This is a genomic window from Pedobacter chitinilyticus (genome assembly GCF_003313385.1).
GTDB classification, from domain to species: Bacteria; Bacteroidota; Bacteroidia; order Sphingobacteriales; family Sphingobacteriaceae; genus Pedobacter; species Pedobacter chitinilyticus.
This window is the reverse complement of record NZ_QMHN01000008.1, coordinates 172023-198622: the sequence shown is the minus strand read 5'-3', so window position 1 is coordinate 198622 and position 26600 is coordinate 172023. Positions and strand designations below refer to the sequence as shown.

Sequence of the window (26600 nt, the reverse complement as noted above, 5' to 3'; positions counted from 1 at the left end):
TTGTTAACGAAGATTTTCTATAACTATTGCGCTAGCGCCACCTCCACCGTTACAAATTCCAGCAACGCCTATCTTTCCATTATTTTGAGATAATACCGATAATAGCGTCACCACTATTCTGGCACCTGAAGCACCAAGAGGGTGACCAATGGCTACAGCACCACCATTCACGTTTACTTTTTCGCCATTAAGGTCTAAAGCTTGGTTGTTGGCTAAAGATACCACTGAGAAAGCTTCGTTGATTTCGAAATAATCTACTTGCTCTTTGGTGATATTCGCTCTTTGTAGCGCCAATGGAATTGCCTTAGACGGTGCAGTAGTGAACCATTCTGGAGCTTGTTGGGCATCGGCGTAAGCCAATATTCTTGCTAATGGAGTAAGTCCTAATTCTTTTGCTTTTTCAGCACTCATTAAAACCAAGGCAGCCGCACCGTCATTTAAAGTAGAGGCATTTGCTGCAGTTACGGTTCCGTCTTTTTTGAAAACAGGTTTTAGCGCAGGGATTTTGTCGAATTTTACTGCAGCTGGTTCTTCATCATTGGCAAACAAAGTGATTTCACCTTTTCTGTCTTTGATTTCTACCGCGACAATTTCGTCTTTAAACTTTCCATCGCTTTGCGCTTGTTGCGCTCTTTTGTAAGACTGGATGGCAAAGTTGTCTTGGTCTTCGCGGCTGATGTTGCAAGTTTCGGCACAAAGTTCCGCTGCCGAACCCATGTGATAATCGTTGTACACATCCCAAAGACCGTCTTTTACCAAGCCGTCGGTAATTTGTCCGTGCCCTAAGCGGTAGCCGTTTCTGGCTTTGTCCAAGTAGTAGGGAACGTTGCTCATGCTTTCCATTCCGCCAGCAACTACAATGTCGTTTTGTCCCAATGCAATGCTTTGTGCGGCTAGCATAATGGCTTTAGTGCCTGATGCACAAACTTTGTTGATGGTGGTAGCAGGTAAATCGGGTAAGCCAGCATATTTTGCTGCCTGTGTAGCAGGTGCCTGACCTAAATTGGCCGACAATACATTGCCCATATACACTTCTTGCACTAATGCTGGTTGAAGACCAATTCTTTCTAAGGCTCCTTTGATGGCAAAACCACCTAATTGTGTCGCCGAAAATCCTGAAAGTGAGCCGCCAAAACTACCAATAGGAGTTCTAACCGCTGATACGATAACTACTTCTTTCATATAGTAATGTTTATATTATATTTGGTTGGGCGCAATTTAGGGATAATCTTTAAAATACCGCCACAAGCCACATTTTATTTACGTTAGCTATACATTGTCATCGTTAGTTTTTTTATTGTTTTTTTTTCTGTGAGATTTTATAGCCTCGTTCAGCAAAAATTCAATTTGACCATTGGTGCTTCTAAATTCGCTGGCCGCCCAAGTCTCTATCTCTTTGAGCAATGTGGGGCTTATCCGCAATGCAAATGCTTTTTTATCTTTCTCGGGCATTATTTTTATCATTAAAAGATGATGTGTCCCTTAGGCTTGTATGCCAAGTAACACATCAAAATTTTATTAATTGTACAGCGTACCAGTATTCACTACAGGCTGTACGTTTCTGTCGCCACAAAGTACCACCAATAAATTACTTACCATGGCCGCTTTTCTTTCTTCGTCTAAAGTAACGATATCTTTTTCCGATAATCGTTCCAAAGCCATTTCGACCATGCCCACTGCACCTTCAACAATTAGTTTACGGGCAGCAATTACGGCCGTAGCTTGTTGGCGTTGCAACATGGCACTTGCAATTTCTTGGGCATAAGCTAAATGTGAAATCCTAGCTTCTATCACTTCAATACCCGCTCTCGATAAACGTTCGTTCAATTCTTCCTCCAATAATGCATTAACGGTTTCAGCGCCATCTTTAAGGGTAATTCCTGCATCTTCATCTTCCAAATTATCATAAGCAAAGCTGTTGGCCAAGTGCCTTACTGCTGCTTCACTTTGTATGCTTACATATTGTATATAATCTTCTACAGAAAAACTGGCTTTGGCGGTTTCTTGCACTTGCCACACCACTACGGCACCAATCTCAATAGGATTGCCCATTTTGTCGTTTACCTTTAATTGCTGGCCGTTGAGGTTTCTGGCTCTTAATGATAGTTTTTTCTTTGAGGTTAGGGGATTTACCCAAAAGAAACCGTCCGATTTAACGGTGCCTACATATTTGCCAAATAGGGTTAATACTTTGGATTCGTTAGGGTTTACAATAATCAATCCTGGTAAAACCAAGATGAAATCTACCAATAGTACTGCGGTGCCCCAGCCAAATTGACGAATGGCCATTAGGTAAATGCCTGCAGCTAGTAATACAATAAAAACGCCTAAGGTAAGGTAGCCTGATGGAGGTCTGATGATTTTTTCTGTTTGCATGATTGATATTATTTTGATATCAAATATAAATTAAAAATTTGAAAGATGAAATGCTTTTTTGAACCATAGATTTTGTTTCTGTGAGTTGCTTTGTAGGCTATTGCAGAAATAAATACTAATTTTGATTGAAATAAAGGATTACATTTTGGCCAAGATTAAAAAGAACTCGCACAAAATACTTTACCGCAAGTATTCATCTAACTTAAAGTACGTGATGATGGCGGTATGTGTGTTGATAATTACACTTTATTTACCCAAGCAACCACGATTCAGGTATGAATTTGAGAAAGGTAAAACTTGGCTGAACAAAGACCTTATTTCGCCTTTTAGCTTTGCCATTTTAAAAACACCACAACAAATCAATCTTGATAAAAAAACAGTACTGGAAAATGTACTACCCATTTACGAATATCAGGAGGAGGTGTTTAAGGACCAAAGTGATGCTTATTTGAACGAGTTCGATGTGAAATGGAAGTCTAATACCTTGAATGACAGAGATAAGGAAATTAATAGGCAACGTTCACATCAAATCTTGCAATCTATTTATAGCAAAGGGATTATTGATATCAATCCCAAACATCAAAAAGGTGGAAGCTATTACGATTTTTCGCTGGTGCGAAATAATGTTTCTATCAAAAGTAATTCGCAAGATGTTTTTACGACAGAAACGGCATTGGCTTATTTGAAAGCAAGTTTTAAAACCACTGAGCCCGAAATCGCCAAAGCGGTATTTGATTTGGCAGAAAGTCATCTCAAACCTAATATTATATTTAATGAAACCTTGACGGCTACCGTTCAGAATAACGCCTTGAATAGCATTTCTACCACTAAAGGAATGGTGCAAAAGGGCGAACTGATTGTGGCTAAGGAAACGGTAATTGATGAAGAGGTTTATCAGAAGCTGGTATCGTTTAGGGAAAACTACGATGCGCAAACCAAAAGTGTGGGCGACGATAAATTGGTGTTTTTAGGACAGGTGCTATTGGTGGGCTTTATTGTGACGCTTTTAATGGTGTTCCTTTACCTTTTTAGAAAAGATATTTATGCCGATAACCGTCAGCTTTCTTTGTTATTGTTGGTGATTACCTCGATGTTGTTGGTCCTTACGTGGTCCATCAAATTTAACCTTTCTAATCTTTACCTGCTTCCTTTCTGTATTGTACCTATTATCATCAGGATATTGTTTGATACGAGGCTGGCGCTAAATCTTCATTTGTTGGTAATTTTAATTGCTGGATTTTTTGTGCCCAACAGCTTCGAGTTTGTTTTTTACCAAACTACTGCTGGTATGGTGGCTATTTATAGCATCAAGAATTTAGTGAAACGAGAGCAATTGCTTATTTCAGCCTCCTTTATATTAAGTGCTTACTTTGTTTCATTTGTGGGCATTGCGTTATTGAGGGAGGGTTCACTAACGCATATCGAGTGGGCTAATTTCTTGCCATTCGTGTTCAGTGTGCTCCTGTCGTTATTGGCCTATCCATTAATTTATGCTTTTGAACGGGTTTTTGGCATCACTTCGGATGTTGCGCTGATAGAATTGACCAATACCAATAATAAACTATTGAGGGAGCTTGCTTTTAAGGCACCAGGTACTTTCCAGCACTCGTTGCAAGTAGCCAATTTGGCCGAAGCAGCCATATTTAAGATAGGAGGGAACGCTTTGTTGGTGAGGGCAGGGGCTTTGTACCATGATATTGGTAAGATGGAAAACCCACAGTATTTCATCGAAAACCAAACGGGGCAGAGCCCGCACGATAAGTTGCCTTATGAGCAGAGTGCGCAAATTATTATCCGTCACGTGCATAAAGGTATTGAGATTACCAGAAAACATAAGTTGCCAGAGTCGGTGATTGATTTTATACGGACACACCATGGGAATACCCGAGTAGATTATTTCTATCAATCTTTCCTTAAAAATTCGCCAGAAAAATTTATTGATGAGAATATTTTCCGCTATCCAGGACCTATTCCATTTTCGAAAGAAACAGGTGTTCTAATGTTGGCCGATTCGGTGGAAGCTGCCTCAAGAAGTCTGAAAAATCCCGATGCGCAGAACATCAATGACCTTGTTGAACGTATCATTGACTACAAATTGGAGCAAAATCAATTAGATAATTGCGATTTAACTTTAAAAGATTTAGAAACTATTAAGTTGATTTTCAAGACGATGTTAATGAGCATCTATCATGTTCGCGTAGATTATCCACAAAGTATGTAATTTTTTTTTGCAAACATCAATGAATTGCTATATTTGCAACCTCGAAACGCAGAAAATGTGTGGAGAAAGGTGAGGTGCCTGAGAGGCCGAAAGGAACAGTTTGCTAAACTGTCGTACTGGTAACGGTACCGCGGGTTCGAATCCCGCCCTCACCGCCAATAAAGGTGATACCACCATCGGGGTGTAGCGTAGCCCGGTATCGCGCCACATTTGGGATGTGGAGGTCGTAGGTTCGAATCCTGCCACCCCGACAAAGCAATTAAAACCTCTAAATGTTAAAGTTTAGAGGTTTTTTTGTTGTATTTCAGCAATGTATCTGCCCTGGTAATTCCGATAATAGGTCTTTTTAGTCGATGTCCTTACTAAACTAATAGCTGCTTATTAAAACCAATACAAATAATTTGTATGTCCTGATTTAGCGTTTTGCAACCTTTATCCTCAAAACTACGTCTTGCGTAAAACGGCTATTGCTAACAAAAACAATCACAAAAATTATGGAAGCACAATTAGATTATTTAAAAAAGCAGATTAGGTTATTGCGTTTCGCAGTATGTGCCTTACTCTTTTTCTTCACAGCGTTTATGTTTATGGCTTTTACCAAAAACCAGAAGTTCGACGAAATAGAAGTTGAGCGTATTAACGTAAGGGAAAAAGATGGGACACTAAAATTAGTAATTAGCAATAAAGCAAGGCAGCATTCTGGTCGTGTGGACGGAAAGGACGTCAAACCTCGTGAAAGAGAGGCAGGGATGATTTTTTTTAATAGGGATGGCGACGAATGTGGGGGCTTGGTTTATGATAATGATCAAAACAGCGCTGGTATGGTCTATTCTGTCGATAAATACCGTGATGACCAAATCATGCAGCTTCAATATATGGAAGACACCAAATCCAAAGCACGCAAATATGGACTGCAATTTTGGACCTATGGTAAAGAAAATGCTTTTAGAGAGAGGGAAAGACGTTATCTAGAAGCCGAAAAAGAAACAAATGAAGCAAAAAGAGATTCTGCTTTTGCCAAAATGAGGGCGGAAGGTCTATTTGCAACGGATCGTATGTTTATTGGGAAAACCTTTAAAGACGAACTCGGTTTATTTATAAGGGATGCCATGGGCAAGCCTAGGATAAGGCTTTATGTAAACAAGGATAACAAGCCTGTAATAGAATTTTTGGATGAGAAAGGAAAGTCTATCCCTGTTCAAATGCAGTAGATTGAAGCGTTACTAATTACTGAGAAATTAAAAACCTGTTCACCAGCGTTTCATCACCATCCAGGTTTTGGAATAAAATAAAAGCCTCAAATGTAATAGGATTATTATGACGTATTAGCTGATAAATGCATTATAAGAATCAGGTGGTGATGACAATAAAGTTTTTAAAATTATAAGCCTTCTTAAATTGTAAGCCACTTAGGAATTTTTTTATTAAAAGCTTAATACAGCTGTGAACATATTATTGTTGCGCAAATAAGCTAGGTGCTTAATTAATCTAATTTTATAGACATGGTTATCTTAATCTAATTTCTTAAAATTTATTTGTATACTTGTGCAATCGATTGCACAAGTAATCTGCCAAATATGATGAAGAATAAACTACTTATTATGGCCGCATTGTTGGCGGGCCAATTTAAAAGTCCAGCACAAAACATTTATCAAGATAAGTCGAAACCAGTTGAACAACGAGTAAAAGATCTTATCTCAAAAATGACATTGGAAGAAAAAGCAACGCAGCTGCGGTACAATAGCCCTGCAATTCCACGTCTAGGCATCCCAATATACAATTGGTGGGGAGAAGCTTTACATGGTGTGGGTAGAAGTGGCGTAGCTACTGTATTTCCACAAGCAATAGGCCTTGCTGCTACTTTTGATGATGAACTAGCACAACAAGAAGCTGATGTAATTAGTACGGAAGGCCGTGCAATGTATAATGTTTCTGTAGCAAAAGGATATCGCCAGCAATATGGTGGGCTCAGTTTCTGGACACCTAATATCAATATCTTTCGCGACCCCAGATGGGGTAGAGGGCAAGAGACCTATGGAGAAGATCCTTATCTTACTAGTCGTATAGGTGTAGCTTTTGTAAAAGGTTTACAGGGAGATAACCCTAATTATCTAAAATTAGCTGCTTGCGCCAAGCATTATGCAGTACATAGCGGGCCAGAGCGACTAAGGCATGAATTTAATGCTTTACCTAGCAAGCAGGATTTATGGGAAACCTATCTGCCCGCCTTTAAAGCCTTGGTTGATGCAAAAGTAGAAGCTGTAATGTGCGCTTATAACCGAACAAATAATGAACCTTGCTGCGGCAATACTTTTTTATTACAAGATGTGCTTCGTAAGAAATGGGATTTTAAAGGCCATGTAGTTAGTGATTGCTGGGCAATTAATGATTTTTATAAAGGCCATAAGGTCGTTTCAACTGTAGAACAATCTGTTGCACTTGCGTTGAATAAGGGAGTGGATTTGAATTGTGGTGATGAGTATGAAACTGGCTTAATTAAAGCACTACGAGATAAACTAACTACAGAAAAGCAGGTAGACGTAGCTTTGAGTGCATTGCTAACTACTAAAATTAAGTTGGGTATGTTTGATCAACCTGGTAGCAATCCATATGACAATTTATCTGTTAAGGAAATTAATTCTGAAAGTAATCGGGCGCTAGCGAGAAAGGTCGCTCAAAAATCAATTGTCCTGCTAAAAAACAATGGCGTGTTACCTTTGAAAAAAGATTTGCAGAAGTACTTTGTTACTGGACCCAATGCTACAAGTATAGAAGCTCTGCACGGAAACTATTTTGGGATAAATAACAGTTATAGTACCATATTGGAAGGTATTTCTGGTCATATTCATGCAGGCAGCCAGTTACAGTATGCACCTGGTACCACGCTTGACCGCGATAATGTAAACCCAATGGATTGGGCAAGTTCCGAAGCGGGAAATTCTAATGTTACGATTATGGTTATGGGGATTACTGGAATGCTTGAGGGAGAAGAAGGAGAAGCTATTTTATCACCATCTTTTGGCGACCGATTGGATTATAATCTTCCGAAAAATCAGATTGATTTTTTGAGGAAAATGAAAAAAGGAAACAGTAGGCCAATTATTGCCATAATTACTGGCGGAAGCCCAATGAACTTGGCGGAAGTACAAGAAATTGCTGATGCGGTTTTACTGGTTTGGTACCCTGGAGAAGAAGGAGGAAATGCAGTAGCGGATGTCGTTTTTGGAGATGTTACGCCTTCTGGCAAGCTTCCAATTACATTTCCGAAATCGCTTGACCAGCTGCCTGCTTACGAAGATTATACGATGAAAGGTAGGACCTATCGCTACATGACTGAAGAACCTTTATATCCTTTCGGTTTTGGTTTAAGCTATACCACATTTTCCTACAATAAAATTGAACTTAGCAACAAAAAAATTAAAAAGGGAGAATTGGTTAAAGTAGCGGCAACGGTTACCAACACTGGTAACGTTGATGCAGAAGAGGTGGTGCAGTTATACATTTCTGCACTAGATATGGAGCCAGGGCTTCCATTGTATTCTTTAAAAGGGTTTAAACGCATTGCTCTTAAAAAGGGAGAAACAAAAACAGTTGAGTTTGAACTGCCTGCAGCAGCCTTTACGTTAGCCAATGATGCTGGCGAAATGATTGAACGTAGGGGCCAGTATAAAATTTCCGTATCAGGCTCCTTGCCTGGTAAAAGAAGCGCAGAACTTGGCGCAACAAAAGGGCTTGAGGCCATGCTGACCGTACAATAGTATTTAAAAAGATAGAAACGAAACTAATCAGCCTAAATGTATTTATCCTGAACATTTTTATGTAAGGATACGAGAAATGGCAAAGAGTACAGTAGTCCAAATAGATATCTAAAAGAAGTCCCGCTATATTTACTAGAAATAGCGGGGCTTCTTTTTTTTAAAAGATGCTTACCAATATATTGTATATAGCGCTACTATAATACCTAATACCAATAGTGCCCCAACTGCAAATTTATTGTCTGTTTTAAACATCTTGGCATCTATTTCTAAACCATTTGCAGGTATGCCACGCTTACCATCCATGATGCTGATAATATACATGCCTAATACCGCAATAATAAAAACAAAACCCATCCTATCTAAAAAAGGGATTTCATAGAGCATGCTGCCGTCTTTTTGTAATACCTGTTTAGAGAACCCAAAATTACCGAGGAATTTGAGGTCAATCCATTGAGGTAAAATCTTGAAAAATATGGAAAGGAGGAAGCCGCCGATGGTTGCGAATAAAGCAGCGTTGCTAGTAGTTCTTTTCCAAAAGAATCCTAGGATAAACATTGCAAAAATGCCTGGCGATACAAAGCCAGTATATTCTTGAATATATTCAAATCCACCTTTTTTATCGATTCCTAAATGCGGAGCAATCAATACTGCTATTAACATGGAAACAACAACGGCTAATCTTCCAATCCATACTTGTCTTTTTTCATTGGCTGTAGGGTCAAGTTTTTTATATATATCGAGCGTGAAGATAGTGGCGATGCTATTGGCTTTGCCTGCAAGAGATGCAACTACAGCAGCAGTAAGTGCAGCAAAAGACAAACCTTTTAAACCTGATGGCAGTAAGTTTAACAATACTGGATAAGCTTTATCCTGAATGATTTCACCATTTACCATCATTTCCTGCTGAAAATGACCGTTGCGATAAAGTACATAGGCTGCGATGCCAGGTAAAACCACGATTAAAGGCATTAATAGCTTTAGGAAGGCGGCAAAAAGAAGCCCTCTGCGTGCTGTAGTTAGATTTGCGCCAAGCGCTCTTTGCGTAATGTATTGGTTGCATCCCCAATAATTTAGGTTTACGATCCACATGCCTCCGATCAAAACTGTTAAGCCTGGTAAACTGATATAATGCGGATTGTCTTGCTTCAATATCATATGGAAATGGTCATTAGCTTGTTTGGTGATGTAGCTGAATCCTTTTAATGCTCCTTGCGATCCGAAATGTTCGGCTACCAGATCAAGCGCTAGGTATGTTGTCGCCAATCCCCCCAAAATCAAAAAGAAAACTTGGATTACATCGGTGTAACCAATAACTTTCATCCCGCCCAAAGTTATAATTACAGCAAATATGGCTAAGAATATCATGCAAGCCGTTAAACTGATACCCGAAATGCTGCTGATGGCTAGCGCACCTAAGAACAAGATAGAAGTTAGGTTTACTACGACATACAGTAACAGCCAAAAAACAGCCATGATCATTGCTACAGTGCCATTGTAGCGCTGGCTCAAAAATTGTGGCATGGTATAGATCTTGTTCTTAAGATATACTGGTATAAAAAAAACTGCAACCACAATTAGCGTTACTGCTGCCATCCATTCATAGGTAGCAATAGCAAGGCCCATTGTAAAACCGTTGCCACTCATTCCTATAAATTGTTCGGCCGAGATGTTGGAAGCGATAAGTGAAGCTCCGATGGCCCACCAAGTAAGCGACCCTTCGGCAAGAAAATAATCTTTTGAATCCTCTGTTTTTGACTTCTTTCTGTAATAAATGTACAGCCCATAAGCCGCAACAATGATAAAGTATACAAAGAAAACAGTATAGTCCTTTGTATCAAGTACATTATTCTTCATTTTGGTAGTTTTATGATGTTAATATTATATAAATCTGTTGATGATATTTTCCAGATATTCTTGTTTACCACTTGTTACTTCGGGCTCTCCATGAGTTGCAGCATAATTCCTTAAGTCTTCTAAACTAAGCATACGGCTTTCAAATTCGGCACCTTTACCACTGTCAAATGAAGCATATCTTTCTGCTCTAATTTTTTTATAATCAGATTTTTGGAGGATATTATCTGCTGTGATTAAAGCTCTTGCAAAGATGTCCATTCCACCAATATGTGCATAGAACAAGTCTTTGGGATCTGTAGAATTTCTGCGGATTTTAGCGTCAAAATTAACACCTCCACCTTGCAGGCCTCCACCTTCCAAAATAATTAACATCGCCTCTGTAAGCTCGTTAATGTCGTTTGGAAACTGATCCGTGTCCCATCCGTTTTGATAATCACCACGATTGGCATCAATGGATCCTAATAAACCGTTATCAACTGCTACTTGCAATTCGTGTTGAAAGGTATGACCGGCTAAAGTAGCATGGTTTACTTCTAAATTCAGTTTGAAATCTTCCAACAAACCATATTGTTGTAAGAACGATTTGACTGTCGCTGCATCATAATCATATTGATGTTTAGAGGGTTCACATGGTTTTGGTTCGATGAAGAAAGTACCTTTGAATCCGTTTTTCCGTGCATAATCTTTAGCGGCATGTAAAAAGAGAGCCAAGTGCTCTTGTTCTCGTTTCATGTTGGTGTTCAACAAGCTCATGTAGCCTTCTCTTCCTCCCCAAAATACATAATTCTCGCCACCTAATGCAATCGTCGCATCTAAGGCCGCTTTAACCTGTGCTCCGCCATGAGCCAGCACGTGAAAATCAGGATTGGTAGCTGCTCCGTTCATGTAACGTTTATGACTGAACAAATTGGCCGTACCCCAAAGGAGTTTTACACCGCTTTCGGACTGTTTAGACTTCGCATAATCGACGATAGCTTGTAAACGACGCTCGTTTTCTGCAATGTTATCTGTATAATCCACTAAGTCTACATCATGAAAACAGTAATAAGGCAACTGCATTTTGGTAATAAATTCAAAAGCAGCGTCCATTTTGTCCTTAGCGCGTTCAACAGCATCAGATTTCGTATCCCACGGGAAGATATGTGTTGGTCCGCCAAATGGATCGCCACCATTCCCATTAAATGAATGCCAATAGGCGCAGGCAAACTTGAAGTGCTGTTTCATTGTTTTGCCAGCAATCACCTTATCCTGATCGTACCATCTAAATGCGAGAGGATTGTCACTTTCCAAACCCTCATATTTAATTTGTGTAATACCACCAAAAAATTCCCTTTCTCCTTTTACTATTTTTGTCATTTTTAATTATTTTTAGATTGTTTTAAGTTAAATTCAAGTATTTCTTTCCAATCCTGATAAATTGGCTCGTACGCCTTTGTATTTTTAGGTTCGATATATTTTTTAATAGTTTGACCGTTAAAAGCCTCTTCGGGGTTGCTAAAAATACCTGCACCAATCCCCGCACCTAAAGCGGCGCCTACGCTTCCATCATTTTCGTAAAGTTCAACGGGTACATTTGTGACATCAACAAAGGTTTGTGCAAACAAGTCGCTTAAAAACAGATTGGCCCAGCCAGCCTTGATTATTTTTGGTTGTACTTCATTTTCACACATGATATCTAAACCATATCGAAAAGCGAAAGCGATGCTTTCTTGTACGGCTCTGAAAATATGGGATTGTTGATGAACGTTAAGATCTATGCCGATAAACTGAGCTCCTGTGTAAACATTGTTTAACATACGTTCTGCACCATTGCCAAAAGGCAACGCCTTTAGCGCCTCACTTCCAAGTGGAGCTTGGGAAGCGATATGGTTTAGTTCATTGTAGTTTAAATAGGGAGCAAAAGTATGCTTGGCCCATCGGTACATGCTACCTGTGCCATTAATACAAAGCAATACGCCTGTTCTTGGATGGTCTACACTATAATTAACGTGTGCAAAAGTATTAACTCTTGAAAGTTTATCGTAGGTTAATCGATCACTTACACCGTAAATTACCCCTGAAGTCCCGGCTGTTGCTGCCACTTCCCCAGGTCGAAGCACATTTAGAGATAAAGCATTGTTTGGCTGATCTCCCGCTTTGTATGCAATGGGAATTCCTGCGGTTAACCCTAATATTCCTGCTACTTCATCTTTTAATTGGCCGTGTATAGAGAATAAAGGCTTGATTTCAGGTATTACTTTTTTGTCGAAGCCAAAGTGGTTCATTACATCTTCGGAGATTTTATTTTTTTGAAAATCCCAAAAAATCCCTTCGGAAAGTGCCGAAATACTAGTCGTGATTTCTCCAGTGAGCTTCATGGCAATGAAATCTCCAGGAAGCATAATTTTGTCAATCTTGTCATAGACATAAGGCTCATTTTCCTTTACCCACGCCAGTTTAGAAGCTGTAAAATTCCCTGGAGAATTAAGCAGCGCAGATAGGCATCTTTCATGGCCTATACTATCAAATGCTCGGTTGCCTAAATTTACGGATCTGCTATCGCACCATATAATCGAATCCCTTAATACCTCTTGATTTTTTCCAACGGTTACCAATCCATGCATTTGATAACTGATGCCAATGGCTTTGATATCTTTTGGATTGAATAGACCGAAGGCATTTATTTTCAAAATGGCCTGCTGTGTATTGTGCCACCAATCCATAGGAGATTGTTCTGCCCATCCAGGCATGGGTGATTTGATAGGGGTTTCCTCTTCTGGATACTGAACTCTTGCTATATTTTTCTGTGTAGTAGCATCTACCACTGCAACTTTTATCGAAGAAGTTCCTATATCAATACCTAATAGATACATGTGTTTAATTTGGTTTTATTTTATGCAATCGGTTGCATAAAGATATATGTTAAATCGATAGCAACAAATTTTTTTATTAAAAGAATTTTGATTGATTAAGATAAAGTGGATTGTCTTTCCATCAGAGAAGGCTCGATTATAACTGTACTGGTATTATGAGCAGATTTGTCTTTGATCATATCTAGAAAAAGCTTTACACATTCTGTTCCCATTTGATTAGGGTGCTGATCTATGGTAGATAGGGTGGGGGTGATGTAAGCTGAAAAAGCTTCGTTCGCAAAGCCAATAACACCAATTTTTGGCGGAACCTGATCAATTTCCTTCAGCTTTTTAATTGCACCTAGAGCAGTAAAATCGTCGGCTGCAATGATGGCATCGGGTTTATGTTCCAGACGCATAAGTTTACCTACACCAAATCTACCGTCTTTAATTGACAAACCACCGAAAATGATATTTTCCTCATTCAAGGGTAAATCATTATCAGCCAATGCAGCTTTATAACCTTTTAGTCTTTCGCTAAAAATTGGGATCTGATGGATAGTGGTTAGGTAGGCAATATTTTTGTATCCCTGATCTATAAGATGCTGCGTAGCTGTATAGCCTGCTTTAAAATCATCAAGTATTACTTTTGGCACGTCTAGCTTTTCATGTACACGGTCGAATAATATCAGCGGTTTATTTTGTTTGATAACCTCTGAAAAGTGATCTACATTGTCGGTTTCCAAAGAAAGGGAAGCCATGATACCATCCACTTGAGCTTCTAGCAAGGTCTTTACACCGTTGATCTCTGAAATAAGCGACTCATTAGACTGATAAAGAATGACACGATAGCCACTGCCTTTTAATCCTTTTTCAATACTGTGTATGATAGAAGCAAAGAAGTGTGCTTGTAAGCTGGGTACAATAACACCAATGATATGCGTTTGTCCAGATTTTAAAGCAGAAGCCAGTTTATTAGGACTGTAGTTAAGTCGTTTCGCAGTCTCAATTACTGCCTGTCTAGTGGTATCACTAATCGCTGGAAAGCCACTTAATGCTCTAGAAACAGTAGAAACAGTAATATTCAACTCTTTCGCAATATCGTAAATCGTAGTTTTCTTTTTCTGGCCAGACATAATACCTGCAAACTAACTAAAAAAAACAAAAGAACAACAATAATGGACGTATAATACCTGTAGATTCCATTGAGCAGTTTATCCGAATAATACTCCTACACCATCAAAATTGTCTTATGCTAGGATGCCTTTTATTTCCCCCGAAAAAATAGTAGTTGTTGCAGGACAAAGTCTACACATCTTTTATTTATCTCATTTAAAAGTGTCATCGTCTCCTTTATAACTGAATTTCTTAAACACTGCATGGTTGGTTGAGGGCATGCCTGACGAGGTGGCGTACATCGCATAAAAGGCGCCTACAAAACCTCCCGCCGTAGTGGTGCTCAGAAAGTTCGCATCTACCTTTCCTTGTAAAAGCTTCCATTTGTCTTCTTCCTGGCTATAATAAAAATCATAATGGTTGCCGTTGGCCTCGATTTTTAATTGAAACGTTGTTCCCATTGCCAAGCTTATAGGTGCGCTCGCCAATAACGAATCTTTTGCTACGCCTGTTTTTCCTGAGCTTTTGTACAATTCAACAACCGGTTTGCCGTTTTTTACCGACTGACAGAGAAAATAATAGAAGTCTTCATTCTGGAAGATCAGCAGTCCCGCTTTTTCATTTTCCTTTAGAGGTTTAAACAGCAGCTTAGTGGTGGCTTCACCTGTTAAATGCGCTTGTCGGAAACCGATAAACGAAGGATTTCCCTTTCCAGATACTGTTTCTGTTTGTAGCTGTAGCTTTAATCCTTTACCATCCAATTGGTGCCATTGTGATGATGGAGTTCTTAAAAGCTCGAATCGTTTGTTCAGTTGTTTCGAAGAAAAATTATCGGTATAGGTATAATTGCCGTTAAATACATTACCTGTAATTTTATGTTTGGTTTTCATGGGTACATAGTAGGGTACAGCGGTATCTTTATCCAGGATATAAGGCCATCCGTCTTTCCAGGTAAAGGGAAGCAGGAAAGTTTCCCTGCCCGTATTATAATTGTCGTCGGTATAAGGCCTGCAGCCCAGGAATACCGTATACCAGGCGCCTTCGGGTGTTTCTACAAAACTGGCGTGACCTGTACTGGTAATGGGGTTATTACGTGTTTTATCGAGGTGACGTTGTGTTAAAATAGGATTGCCTGCAAAAGATTCATAGGGCCCTTCTATATTTCTGCTTCTGAAAATTACCGCTGAATGATTGTATTCTGTTCCGCCTTCTGCGCATAACAGATAATAGAAATTACCCTTCTTAAATATATGAGGCCCTTCTACCCATATCGGCTTTTTAGTGATATCCGATCCGCCGCTAACCAGCAGTTTTTCTTCCCCCGTTTGCTGAAAGGTTACTGGATCCAGCTGATGCATACGAATGGAGGAATGACCATGATACAGGCTTTTGCCACCTGGAGGGGGAGCATTGTACACGGCAAACATCCGCCCATCTGTATCAAAGAAAAGTGACGGATCAATTCCAGATACGCCTTTTAACCATATCGGATTGCTCCAGGGGCCTGCGGGGTTTTTTGCGGTAATTACGAAGCTACCCCTATCTATGTAGGTGCAGGTAATATAGAAAATGCCATTGTGGTGCTTGATGGCGGGTGCCCAAAGGCCTCTCGACACGCCAACACCCTGCAGGCTGAGCTGTTCTGTTCGGTCGATCGCATTTCCTATCTGCTGCCAGTTAACCAGGTCTTTGCTATGAAAAACCGGTAGCCCTGGAAAGTAAGCGAAAGTAGAATTGACGATATAGTAATCGCTGCCAACCCTACAGATACTGGGATCGGGGTAAAAACCTGCCAGCACAGGGTTCTTTATCTGTGCATGCAGTGCAGATGAAAGTGTCCATTGTATCAATAAACAGCACAAGAGCAGGCTGTAACGCAAATTACCTGCCCGCTTTTTGATTTTATGGTCATCCTTCATACCCGGTATATTTGCAAGCTGGCCATCTTCTGGATGACCTACTGTGCATAGTTTTATAATATTTTTGTGTGATAACATATTATTTATAAATTACTTTTGGTGCTATTGACGGCGGGATTTTTACTAAGCAGGCTTGCCCCGGAACGCTATATACCTATATTAAGGATAACATAGTTACTTTATAAAACATTCCAGGCACTAGCCAATGCTTACAATGCTATTTGAGCAGCCTTACCACTATATTCAACAGTTCGGTTTATTTTACGAGATGGATTGATTCCTGTTCCGCGATCCTCACCCACCAGCACGATATGGAACAGCCTTTTTTTCAACATGCCATCGTAGCTTCCTTTCATCGCTCCTATAAGAAGTTTACGATTCTTATCGTCCCATTTAAAGTCTATCGTTGAAAACTTACCCTTTTCGTAGTTATGGTTATCTCCCTCATCTTCATACAGTACAAAATGTCCGTCAGCACCAGGATAAATTCGTATTTCCATGATGGAATCTTTCTTCTCGTCACTGTATTGTTTAAAATCTCCTAACGGAACAATAGCGCCCGCTTTTACATAAATAGGCATCATATCAATCGGTGTTTGTTTCTGTGTCAATTGACCGCCAGGCAGCTTTTTTCCGTTCCAGAAATCAATCCAATTGTTCCCTTTTGGGAGGTAAACATTGCGGGATCCCGTCCTGGAAAAATCTTCCAGATGGGGTTTGGTTGCCGTTTTTACGTATTGTGATTCCACTACAGGGGCAATCAAAAAAGACTGCCCATATAAAAACTGGTCATTGATATTGTGTGTAAGCTTATCGTCTTTGTAGTCGGCAAATAGTGGTCGCATCAGCGAAGCATGGGCCTTCATTACCTGGTACGAAGTGGAATAGGTGTAGGGCAATAAGCGGTAGCGAAGGTGAATGAATTTTTCAATGGCATCATAAGCCCATTGCCCTTTTTCGCCATACTGGTAGATCTCTCTGGGCGTATTTGTTCCGTGCAGCCGCATCAAAGCCGTAAAAGCACCGAATTGGATCCATCGTACCACCAATTCCCGAAACGCTGGGTCTGTATGTCCCTGCGGGAAATGGGGAGCACTGTAAAAACCCCCGATGTCTGCATTCCAGTAGGGCATACCGCTCAACCCCAGGTTCAGCGCACCTGAGATCTGGTTCTTCATCACTTCCCAGGAGCTGATAATATCGCCCGACCAAACAATGGAACCGTAGCGCTGCTGGCCAATATAGCCTGATCTTGTCAACACAAATGGCCTGCGTGCAGCGGTTTCTTTACGCTGTTGGTCCACCACGCCGCCAATGGTGTACAAAGGGTAGCTATTAGCTACTGCAAATACGGTATCGCCGGTATTTTTAAATAGGGGATCCAACTGTTTGAAAGTGGCTTTGGCTGATATGTTCAGGTCATATTTTTCAAAAGGTTCAGTAGCGTCCAGCCACCAGCCATCCATTCCTTTGGAAAAAATGTTCCGGTTCATGTGGTCCCATACTAATTGCTGGGCATCTTTATTAAAAGCGTTATAAACGCGGCCTTCTTTCGGGAAATCAGGAACCCGGTCTTTATATAAAAAGCCAGCACTATCCAGTGCTTTATAGATGGCGGTATTAGGCCCGAAAGACGGCCAAACGGAGATGATGATCTTCGCATTCAGGTCATGTACTTTTTTGATCATTTCCTCAGCTTTGTTATAGGCGGGATTATCAAAACGGAGCGCGTTCCAATCTTTAAAATCGGTACCCCAGTATTGCCAGTCCTGTACAATACAGTCAAGCGGGACACCACGCTTACGATATTCTTTTACTACATCTACCACTTCCTCCTGGCTTTTGTAACGTTCTCTGCTCTGCGCAAAACCAAAGGCCCACTTTGGCAGCAGGGGAGAACGTCCGCTCAGTTCGCGGATGCCAGCAACTACCGCATCGGAGTGGCCACCCCAAATAAAAAAGTAATCTACCGCTTGACCTTTATCAGACAGGAAATAGGTTTGGGAAAGCGTATCGGCAAACAGGGTGGGGGATTCGTTATTCCATAAAATACCGTAACCTTTTATCGACTGCAATACCGGCATGGCTATTTCCATATTATTCTGGTAGATCGGTTGTACATGGTTTCGCTGGTTCATGGTGCCTTCCTGGTGCTGGCCCAGGCCATAAATAGCTTCATCTGGTTCTAGCACAAAACCTTGTTTTATGCGGTATGTATCCTGTTTGTTCGTTAAGGGGCCAAATTGAGGTTGTACCAAGGCATCCTCTTTCAACAATACTTTCTGCTTACGCAAAAAGCTCACGGAGGCATTAACTTTATTTACTTTTACTGTCAGGCTATCTGTATGAAACACCAGTTGACTGGCTTCTGCTGTTTTTTTGACCATTACTTTTTTGGGTAATGCTACAATGGAGAAATTGACAGCAGGTTCATGGAGGTCACTCTGTTTGGTTTTAATAACCCGCACTATGCTTGGGGAATAAAACTGGAGTGTAACCCGCATGGCATCTGTTTGTATAACTGTTTCGCTGATACGTTGTGCCTGTTGACCGTAGCTGACTTTTACAAGTACAATTAGGCATGCTGTTATTAAAAATATTTTCTTTTTCACATGTGTATATTTAGTTACTTTACTGATCATCTATTATATTTTATTTGCTAAACCCGTAAAAAAGGCTAAAATTTAGTTGGAGCAGAAGAATATACCTGCTTGCCTTTTGCAATACCATTCTCGTTAAAAGCATCCACCCTGAAATAATAGGGTACGCCTTTATTGAGCGATGGAATATGCAGCTCATGATCATCATAAACCATGATGGAATGAAATAACTTTCCAGGATCATTGCCATAATACACCATGTAACCCGTGGCGTCTTTAACAGGCATCCATTGTAGTTTACATCTCCTGTCGTCAGTTTTATCCCGATTTACATTTACCGACTGAACAACGGAAGGTTTGTTGCCAATTCCCTTTCCAAACACCCGAAAACCTGATATTGAAAATTTCCCCGCAGGCGTCGATATATTAGTGATCCGTAAAAAACGGGTTTTAACAGGCTGGGGTAAAACCATGTAATCGTGGACAACATCTACCCTGTTTTTAGATTTATCTACCAGAGGTTTCCAGGTTTTCCCGTCAACGGAAGATTCGATCATAAACTGGTAGGGTATGTAGCTATCCTGTGCTTTCAACATGGCATCCTGGTCGGCAAAATTTACCTGCAGGGCATTAACGGTGTTGAGCTTTTGCAGATCCACCTGAAACCACTCACCTTTATTGCCTGTTTGTGCACTCCACCAGTCACGTATCTCTTCGTTCACAGCCAGTTCGGGTGCATGGTCGGGCAGGGAAGAGGAGGCGGTAACCGGTTTTTTATAAGAGAGCAGCATCCAGCCGGTAAAAAGACTTTCTTTTTCAAAATCCATTTTCCGGGCAGGCATCATGGTGGGGTAGTCGCCAAAAGCCGTAATACAATGAAGTTCCCCATCCTTATCAAAAAAAGCAGGAAATAAACCTACCCTTCTTTCAAACATGTGGCGGATAGATACCGTGATTGTTCCTGCATGCCAGTAGTTGCCATATTTGTCTTTAAAAGTACTGCCATGTCCTGCTCCGTTTGCAAAGCCACGCGGTTTATACGAAAATGGGCTATTGGGCATGTAGGTAAAAGGGCCCAGGGGCTTATCCGATACATATACGCCATCGGCATAGCCTTTAAACTCTGTACCGGGCGCAGCATATTGCAAATAATATTTACCCTTATACTTATTCATCCAGGCTCCTTCGTTCCAGCCGTTATGGCCCTTGTTGTTTTCTTCGCCGGGCTCTTCCCAGCCGTGTTCTTTAATATTATGTTTGATCAGTACTGCCGGCGTTCCTACGGTATCAAATTGGCGTTTAGGGTCAACCTGTACGCCCATAATGGGATTTACATTAGAGCATCCGTAATAAAAGTAGACCTTGCCGTCGTCATCTTTAAACAATGCTGGATCGGTTGTTGTGATCGGAAATTCTTCGCGGTATATCTTCCAGTTGTCTTCTTTGGGATTAGTGTTGTAGTAAATATTACGGGTGTGCGAAATATTAACACCCTCTGTTGAGGCTATAAAAAATACCGTGTCGTTAATGGTTTCTACGGTGGGCGCATAATCTTCTGTTGGCAGGGTTTTAGAGGGTCTGAAGGTCCAGTTTAACAGATTATTCGAATACCAGTAACCTCCTGATTTTGATGCATACAAAAAATAGCTGCCCTTGTACAGGTGAAGCGTAGGGTCTGCCGCTTCGCGATAACCCAATCCATCGTAACTGAAACGATAGTTAAGGTTAAGGGGGTTGCACCAGGTAGCATTTTTCTGCCCGAAGACTGCGATGGAAAAAAAACAACAGGAAATGATCGTAATAGCTATTTTGTTCATAAAGTCTCTTTTAATTAAATTCTGTTCAGCAGAACTACTGGAAAAAATATCTCGGAGATTGGTTACCAGTGAGCGAGGTTTGCCCCCGTAAGCGTATAGTGACGTTTTGATTGGGGTTCCCAGTAGGCTGTGTAACGGTTAATCCAGAAACTTTTCCTGCCAATTGTTGCATGGGATTACTTATAGTGCCAGTATTAAAATCCTTTGCAGACAAATTGGAGACGGCTCCTGTCACATCTTTTTTTCGGGCAGTTCCGTAGCCGATAACAACTACCTCATCTGAAGTGACCGTTTGTTTGGGCAGAAGCTGAATAAGCAATTCGGCATTCCTGGAAAATGGAATTTCTTTTGTTTCAAACCCTGCATAAGAAACGATCAGTATTCCTGCTGGCAGATGTTTCAGTACTAAAACTTTCCATCTTGTTTCGTCAGGGTACCTTTAATTGAAATAGATGCGTTTGAAAGCGGTTGATGTAGGAATCCGTTATAGTCCCTTTAATAACACTTTTTTGCTGGGCATGTGCCACAGGTATCATCATTCATCAAAAGCAGTTGGCAAGCAGCCAGTAAAGAAAAGTTTTGTTCATACAATTTGATAAATTTTAATATCTATCAATATCCCTCAACTATAAAAATGCAGTTCGTAGAGTTGCATAGTTGAGGGATACGACCTTGTTAACCATTTTTGGGGTTTCAGCTCCCGTATCGCTACATTCATTCGCGTGTTTCCGTCACAGAAAAACCTTAGCCAATAAAGACAGTCTATAACCGTTTTTGCTGTATGCTTTATTGCGTTACACTCGACAAATGTTGCCCATGTAATAAACCATTTATTTAATCATGGGATTAGTACTTGTCTCTGAAGAAGGTATTGGTAGCAGATTCTGTTGCCCAGCTCTTGGATCTGCCATTATAGATGGGTAGTATCCTCTGGCTCTCCACCTGAGCATGTCTATGTTGTTTACTTCTTCAATGCCCAACTCAACCATTCGTTCATGCATCAGTGCCCTTATGGCCTGATTTTTTGAAGAGAAGGAAACTCCAGGCATGTTTACACTTTTGCGCGAACGAACTTCATCTATGTATTTTTTTGCCAATGATAGGCTTCCGTTAGGCAACTCGATTTCACATTCTGCCAGTAAAAGCAATACCTCTGCATAACGTAGTACACGCTGGTTAATACCTCCAGGATGATAGCCAGAATTATCCCAGTCGAGTATTACATACTTTTTAAATATACGTTTTTTGGTAACCCCGTTTCTTGTACTGGTGGCTACATTCATGTTGTCGGCTGTGAACGGAGTACCTGGCCTTGTTCCACCATAAGTAAGCATCATATCTCCTTCTTCATATACCGAAAACTTATAACGGGGATCATTCGCCTCAAATTCTTCCAGATAAAGTTTAGATGGCACTATATTGCCCCATACAATACCAAATTCCTGGTTGCGGATGGTACTTATGCCACTTGCAACACCCTCTCCATTATATCCCCAGTTAAAGTTATTGTCACCCTTATCCATAAACGGGATCTCAAAAATCGACTCACTGTTAAATTCGTGACCATCTGTTACTTTTTGTCCGTTTACCATCACATCACCATCAAAATTATCGGAATAATTATCAACCAGCGTGTATTTGCCATATACTTTTAAAAGGGCAGTTTTAGCCGCATCATACTCGTTACCCTTTTGGATGAGTACTTTTCCAAGTAAGGTGTTGGCTGCACCGCTTGTTGCACGTCCCAGTTCTGATGCTGTTGCAGGCAACCCGGCAGCAGCCGAAGTAAGATCTGCGATAATAAGGCCGTAAATTTCGGCAACCGGGCTTTTGCCTTTATAATCTGTTGCCGATACAACTGGAGCTGTATATAAGGGAACTTCTCCCCATTGCGTTACCAGTTCGAAATAAGCCCATGCTCTTAAAAATTTTGCTTCATTTACAACCTGATCTCTTAGCGCAATATTGTCTGTTATTGATGGGCCTCTGCTAATAACCATATTGGTCCTGTTGATAATTTGATAATAACCATTCCAGGCCATAGTTATCACAAAGTTGGAAGGTGCTCCGTTGGTCTGTTGTAATAGTTCGGCCCTGGGAGCTTCCAGTTGCGGACCGCCTGAAGCAGTTTCTCCGCCACGCATATCATGCAAAAAGTACCATTCTCTTGCAGCAAGACTGGCAGACCGAAGCGTAGAATAGGCTGCATTCACGCCATTTTGTAGCTCCGAAGCCGTTTTAAAATAGTTTGTTGTGGTTGGACTGTTTATATCTAATACGTTTAATTGTTTTTTACACGATGTATATACTGCCAGGCAAAGGATACCTGCAATCAATATTTTACTTTTATTTCGTTTCATAATGATATGATTTAATTTTTTTCTGCATTGAATATGATTAAAAATTAGCCTGTAAACCAAACTGGAAGGATTTAGGCTGCGGATATACAGCAAAATCAATCCCATTGGTTAATGAAGACCCCGGTGTGCGGTTTCCTACCTCAGGATCATAACCTGTGTATTTGGTAATTGTAAACAGGTTTTGAGATGAAACGTATAAACGTATATTTCTTACTGTATTTTTAACAAAAGCGGGTAATGCACTTTGAGGTAGGTTATAAGCTAATATTATATTTTTTAATCGTAAGAAAGATCCGTCTTCTATAAATCGATCGGATGGTCTTGAATTTTGATTCGGATCACCCGATGCAGCTCTCGGAATATTTGTATTGGTGTTAGTTGGTGTCCAGGCGTTTAGTACCTGAGTACCAGCGTTGAAGAAACGAACCATACCTTCTGTAATTACTCTTGAAGCATTAAAGATTTTATTACCTTGAACACCCTGGAAGAATAGAGATAGATCAAAATTCTTATAGCTGGCGCCAAGATTTATGCCGTAAGAGAATTTTGGTAAAAAGCTACCCAAAAATGTGCGGTCCTGGCTATCAATAACTCCATCCTGATTTAAATCGGCAAATTTAATGTCGCCAGGCGCAGTTCCGTCTCTTTGCTTGGCATGGCTGGCTACATCAGCTGCATTTTGAAATAATCCCTCGGTTACATACCCATAAAAAGACTGTATTGCTTGTCCTACTTCGGTTCTGGTTATGTTTTCAGCACCGAAATCGGCATCGCCACCAGCCTCGATATTTGCTACTCCTGTCGCCATACGCGTTACTTTGTTGGTTATAATGGATACATTTACGCTGGCATTCCATTTAAATGCTCCTGTTCTTTGGATATAACCCAACTGCATTTCTAAACCACTGTTATCCATGGCTCCAACGTTTTGCAATACATTGCTGTTCAGATATCCTACTGATGGCGGAAGCGGCACGTTCAGAATCAGGTTATCTGTTTTGCGTTTAAAATAATCTACCGATAAGGTAAGGTCATTCTTCAATATGCCAAGATCTAATCCAATATTGAGTTGTTTGGTTTTTTCCCATTCCAGGTCTGTATTGCCCAGTCGTTGAATTGATGATCCGGATCCTGCATTGGCATTATTACCAAAAGGATAGAGCGAACTGTTTGCATTTACTGACACGAGCCATGGTGTATTACCTAATACAGTACCATTTAACCCTGTAATGCCATAACCAGCCCGTACTTTTAGTTCAGATATGAATTTTTGAGATTTCATAAATTCTTCCTGATCTATTCTCCAACCTATTGATGCAGAAGGGAAAGTGGCCCATTTTTTTCCCGGTGCCCAAACAGATAATCCATCACGGCGAATGGCCGCACTAAACAGGTATTTACTTCCAAAATTATAATTGATACGGCCCAAGGCAGAGAACAAGAAATTCTCACCATAAAGCGTTTGGAGGGCAATGTTACTTGCATTATTTAGTGTCTTTAAATCATTGGAAGGTTGCTGACCGCTTCCGTTTTCTGTTCTTATTTTCTGATTTTGCTGCTCTACTACTGCAGTTGCATTAATATGGTGTTGACCAAAATATTTATCAAATGTCAATTGCTGTGTATATAGAAGTACAGAAGAAATAGATCTGTTGTTAGTAATGGTCGCTACAATAGCATTTGATCCGGCAATTGTACCATTATTGTTAAATATTGGAGAAAAACGGTAATCAAGTTGGTTAGCATAGTCTACTCCGAATGTAGACCTGAATTTTAGTGACTCCAGCAATTTTACTTCAAGATAGGCATTGCCCAGAATTTTTGTGCCACTACGTGTACCTGGGTTTTTGAGTTCAGCATCTTCTACCGGATTGGTCGGATCGCCACCATCTAACACGCTATTTACACCACGGTAGCCACCAATAGAAGTAGGGTCATATATCGGCATAAATGGAAAGTTTCTGATTACATTTACCAGATTGGTTCTTGATCCGGTTTCGTTATTATCATATTGCTGATTGGTAAAAGCGGTATACAAGTTTTGGCCAAATGTAAATCGTCTACCAATATTGTGCTCAGAATTTAACCTGAAATTGTATCGTTTATAGCCTACTGCGGGTGAGGTACCGCGTTGGTCCATATATCCTGCTGATGTATAAAAATGTGAAACGTCATTTCCTCCATTCAGCGCTATATTATGCTGGGTAATCATTCCTTTTCTAAAGTATGCATCCTGCCAGTCGGTATTGGTTTGGCCATAAGTCTGCGTTGCACCAGCGTAAATAGGTTTGTCTACTTCAGGTGGCAATAATCTTCCAGGCAGGTTGCCACGGTAAGCTAAGGCATATTTTTTAATGCCTTCGGTATCAAGTAAATCCAGTCTTTTTGTTACTGCTTGAAAACCCACGTACGAATCTAATGATACGCCTATACGCTCACCTGAGTGCCCTCTTTTTGTTGTAATCATAATTACCCCATTGGTTGCCCTCGAACCATAAATGGCTGCGGCTGCGGCATCTTTTAAAACATCCACCGATTCAATATCCCGGGTGTCTATAGCGGATAAGTCTCCTGTAGGAAATCCATCGACTACATATAAAGGATCCGAAGCAAATGAAATGGAGCTGATACCCCTGATTCTAACGATGGGAGATGCACCAGGGCTTCCATTGCTGGTGACTTGTAAGCCGGCTACGCGACCTTGCAAAGCATTAGCAATATTAACGGCCGGCGTTTCTGATACTGTTTTGCCGCTAACCTTTGTAATTGCACCTGTAATATCTCTTTTGAGGGCAGTTCCATACCCAATTACAACAATGCTACTCAATGAATTTTCCTGCTCTGTCATTGTAATGCTAAGGGTTGTGCCACCTCGAGCCAGTAATTCCTTAGTAGCGTATCCTATCAGTGTAAACACAAGTGTCTCTTGGTTGCTTTGTATATTGATGCTGAAGTTACCTGCAGTGTCGGTAGTAGTTCCAAGGCTCTTGTTTTTTACAGTGATATTTACGCCAACCAATGGTTGCCCATTTTCATCCTTAACTGTACCCTTGACCACTTTTGTCTGTTGAAAAAAATTAAGTGTTGATGCATTCTTGAAAATAGCATCATTTGGTTCTGACTCATACGATTTCATTTCCATGGATTTGGCGTTTGCCAAACTGCTTAGAAAAATAAAAAGTATGAGCAGTGCGGACTTCACATGAGATGTTAAGTCCTCTGAACTCATGTTGGTGTTTTTCATAATTTTTGATTTAAGGTTTGTATCTGATTTGATTAAATTCTTTGCACTCTCTTCGTTAAATATTATTCGGTTAAAACTTATAGCACCATTAAATTAACAGCCATAGTATGCTACCAGTATGAAAAATAAAACGATTGGTTTCGAAAAGCTTTCCTTAACGCAACTTCTTTGGTGATATCGCAATTGAAAAAACTGACAGTTGCCTATAGATGTCGATTAGTTATCAATTGGTAATTGATATCGCAGGGGCGAATAAAATTGCGTAAATGCTAGTTTGTTAAGGAGATTTCTTTGTAGAGGATAGTTGCCATTTATAGGAATGGCAAAGCCCATTAATGTTAAGCTTACTTTTATCATAGGTGTATGTTTGGTTATTAATCTACGCGATTGTTCACGTAATATTTGTATTAAAATTTCATCTGTAAAAAGCTATTCAACTACTTGATTTTAATTGTTGGTAGGTGAATAGTTGGTGATTTTAACGGATCAAAATCTAACATCTAT

Annotated in this window: 16 protein-coding genes and 2 tRNA genes; 5 read left to right on the top strand and 13 right to left on the bottom strand. The window is 40.3% G+C overall.

Translation table 11 applies throughout. The annotated features are described in order from the left end of the window. Nucleotides 1-3: 3 nt before the first annotated feature. The 3 genes from DUT70_RS20440 to DUT70_RS20430 all read right to left on the bottom strand — a co-directional run bounded on the left by DUT70_RS20440 (nt 4) and on the right by DUT70_RS20430 (nt 2376). Complete coding sequence (locus tag DUT70_RS20440; RefSeq protein WP_113649228.1) at nt 4-1182, bottom strand: acetyl-CoA C-acyltransferase; 1179 nt, start codon at nt 1180-1182, stop codon at nt 4-6. 87 nt (nt 1183-1269) lie between these two features. Next, nucleotides 1270-1452: an Arc family DNA binding domain-containing protein gene (locus DUT70_RS20435; RefSeq protein ID WP_113649227.1), complete on the bottom strand. Its 183-nt coding sequence runs from the start codon at nt 1450-1452 to the stop codon at nt 1270-1272. A gap of 66 nt (nt 1453-1518) precedes the next feature. Then, complete coding sequence (locus DUT70_RS20430; RefSeq protein ID WP_113649226.1) at nt 1519-2376, bottom strand: SPFH domain-containing protein; 858 nt, start codon at nt 2374-2376, stop codon at nt 1519-1521. Between the two features lie 217 nt (nt 2377-2593). Between DUT70_RS20430 and DUT70_RS20425 the strand changes: the two genes are divergently transcribed. The 5 genes from DUT70_RS20425 (at nt 2594) to DUT70_RS20405 (ending at nt 8355) form a co-directional block, all read left to right on the top strand. Beyond that, nucleotides 2594-4597: an HD family phosphohydrolase gene (locus DUT70_RS20425; protein WP_113649272.1), complete on the top strand. Its 2004-nt coding sequence runs from the start codon at nt 2594-2596 to the stop codon at nt 4595-4597. 68 nt (nt 4598-4665) lie between these two features. Continuing rightward, a tRNA-Ser gene (locus DUT70_RS20420) sits at nt 4666-4755 on the top strand. Between the two features lie 19 nt (nt 4756-4774). Continuing rightward, nucleotides 4775-4848, top strand: a tRNA-Pro gene (locus DUT70_RS20415). Nucleotides 4849-5091: 243 nt separating this feature from the next. Further along, nucleotides 5092-5808, top strand: a complete 717-nt coding sequence (locus DUT70_RS20410) for a hypothetical protein (protein ID WP_113649225.1) — start codon at nt 5092-5094, stop codon at nt 5806-5808. 366 nt (nt 5809-6174) lie between these two features. Continuing rightward, on the top strand, nt 6175-8355 hold the full coding sequence (locus DUT70_RS20405) for a glycoside hydrolase family 3 C-terminal domain-containing protein (protein ID WP_113649224.1): 2181 nt from the start codon (nt 6175-6177) through the stop codon (nt 8353-8355). Nucleotides 8356-8523: 168 nt separating this feature from the next. Here DUT70_RS20405 and DUT70_RS20400 read toward each other — a convergent pair whose 3' ends face one another. From DUT70_RS20400 to DUT70_RS20355, 10 genes are all read right to left on the bottom strand, one after another. Next, nucleotides 8524-10209 (bottom strand): sodium:solute symporter family transporter, encoded by a 1686-nt coding sequence (locus tag DUT70_RS20400; protein ID WP_113649223.1) that lies wholly within the window; start codon nt 10207-10209, stop codon nt 8524-8526. A gap of 24 nt (nt 10210-10233) precedes the next feature. Beyond that, on the bottom strand, nt 10234-11565 hold the full coding sequence (gene xylA / locus DUT70_RS20395) for a xylose isomerase (protein WP_113649222.1): 1332 nt from the start codon (nt 11563-11565) through the stop codon (nt 10234-10236). Nucleotides 11566-11567: 2 nt separating this feature from the next. Then, entirely contained in the window at nt 11568-13061 is a 1494-nt protein-coding gene (locus DUT70_RS20390) for a xylulokinase (RefSeq protein ID WP_113649221.1), read from the bottom strand. Between the two features lie 95 nt (nt 13062-13156). Further along, on the bottom strand, nt 13157-14176 hold the full coding sequence (locus DUT70_RS20385; protein ID WP_113649220.1) for a LacI family DNA-binding transcriptional regulator: 1020 nt from the start codon (nt 14174-14176) through the stop codon (nt 13157-13159). A gap of 192 nt (nt 14177-14368) precedes the next feature. After that, nucleotides 14369-16153 carry a glycoside hydrolase family 43 protein gene (locus DUT70_RS20380; protein ID WP_240432210.1) on the bottom strand — a complete coding sequence of 595 codons (1785 nt, stop codon included), beginning with the start codon at nt 16151-16153 and terminating at the stop codon, nt 14369-14371. 131 nt (nt 16154-16284) lie between these two features. Further along, entirely contained in the window at nt 16285-18717 is a 2433-nt protein-coding gene (locus tag DUT70_RS20375; RefSeq protein ID WP_113649219.1) for a glycoside hydrolase family 31 protein, read from the bottom strand. 35 nt (nt 18718-18752) lie between these two features. Then, nucleotides 18753-20492: a family 43 glycosylhydrolase gene (locus tag DUT70_RS20370; RefSeq protein WP_113649218.1), complete on the bottom strand. Its 1740-nt coding sequence runs from the start codon at nt 20490-20492 to the stop codon at nt 18753-18755. A 34-nt stretch (nt 20493-20526) separates the two neighbouring features. Continuing rightward, nucleotides 20527-20811 carry a TonB-dependent receptor plug domain-containing protein gene (locus DUT70_RS20365; protein WP_113649217.1) on the bottom strand — a complete coding sequence of 95 codons (285 nt, stop codon included), beginning with the start codon at nt 20809-20811 and terminating at the stop codon, nt 20527-20529. Between the two features lie 511 nt (nt 20812-21322). Then, a complete protein-coding gene (locus tag DUT70_RS20360) occupies nt 21323-22852 on the bottom strand; it encodes a RagB/SusD family nutrient uptake outer membrane protein (protein ID WP_162926685.1) in 1530 nt (509 codons plus the stop codon). Nucleotides 22853-22889: 37 nt separating this feature from the next. After that, entirely contained in the window at nt 22890-26096 is a 3207-nt protein-coding gene (locus DUT70_RS20355) for a SusC/RagA family TonB-linked outer membrane protein (protein ID WP_113649215.1), read from the bottom strand. Between the last annotated feature and the right edge of the window lie 504 nt (nt 26097-26600).

Bases quoted from the DNA above. Each gene is read 5' to 3' on its own strand.
- DUT70_RS20370 (WP_113649218.1), bottom strand. From the start codon at position 20,492: ATGAACAAAATAGCTATTACGATCATTTCCTGTTGTTTTTTTTCCATC.
- xylA (WP_113649222.1), bottom strand. From the start codon at position 11,565: ATGACAAAAATAGTAAAAGGAGAAAGGGAATTTTTTGGTGGTATTACA.
- DUT70_RS20355 (WP_113649215.1), bottom strand. From the start codon at position 26,096: ATGAAAAACACCAACATGAGTTCAGAGGACTTAACATCTCATGTGAAG.
- DUT70_RS20410 (WP_113649225.1), top strand. From the start codon at position 5,092: ATGGAAGCACAATTAGATTATTTAAAAAAGCAGATTAGGTTATTGCGT.
- DUT70_RS20430 (WP_113649226.1), bottom strand. From the start codon at position 2,376: ATGCAAACAGAAAAAATCATCAGACCTCCATCAGGCTACCTTACCTTA.
- DUT70_RS20440 (WP_113649228.1), bottom strand. From the start codon at position 1,182: ATGAAAGAAGTAGTTATCGTATCAGCGGTTAGAACTCCTATTGGTAGT.
- DUT70_RS20400 (WP_113649223.1), bottom strand. From the start codon at position 10,209: ATGAAGAATAATGTACTTGATACAAAGGACTATACTGTTTTCTTTGTA.
- DUT70_RS20390 (WP_113649221.1), bottom strand. From the start codon at position 13,061: ATGTATCTATTAGGTATTGATATAGGAACTTCTTCGATAAAAGTTGCA.
- DUT70_RS20385 (WP_113649220.1), bottom strand. From the start codon at position 14,176: ATGTCTGGCCAGAAAAAGAAAACTACGATTTACGATATTGCGAAAGAG.
- DUT70_RS20375 (WP_113649219.1), bottom strand. From the start codon at position 18,717: ATGATCAGTAAAGTAACTAAATATACACATGTGAAAAAGAAAATATTT.
- DUT70_RS20425 (WP_113649272.1), top strand. From the start codon at position 2,594: ATGGCGGTATGTGTGTTGATAATTACACTTTATTTACCCAAGCAACCA.
- DUT70_RS20380 (WP_240432210.1), bottom strand. From the start codon at position 16,153: ATGTTATCACACAAAAATATTATAAAACTATGCACAGTAGGTCATCCA.
- DUT70_RS20435 (WP_113649227.1), bottom strand. From the start codon at position 1,452: ATGCCCGAGAAAGATAAAAAAGCATTTGCATTGCGGATAAGCCCCACA.
- DUT70_RS20360 (WP_162926685.1), bottom strand. From the start codon at position 22,852: ATGAAACGAAATAAAAGTAAAATATTGATTGCAGGTATCCTTTGCCTG.
- DUT70_RS20405 (WP_113649224.1), top strand. From the start codon at position 6,175: ATGATGAAGAATAAACTACTTATTATGGCCGCATTGTTGGCGGGCCAA.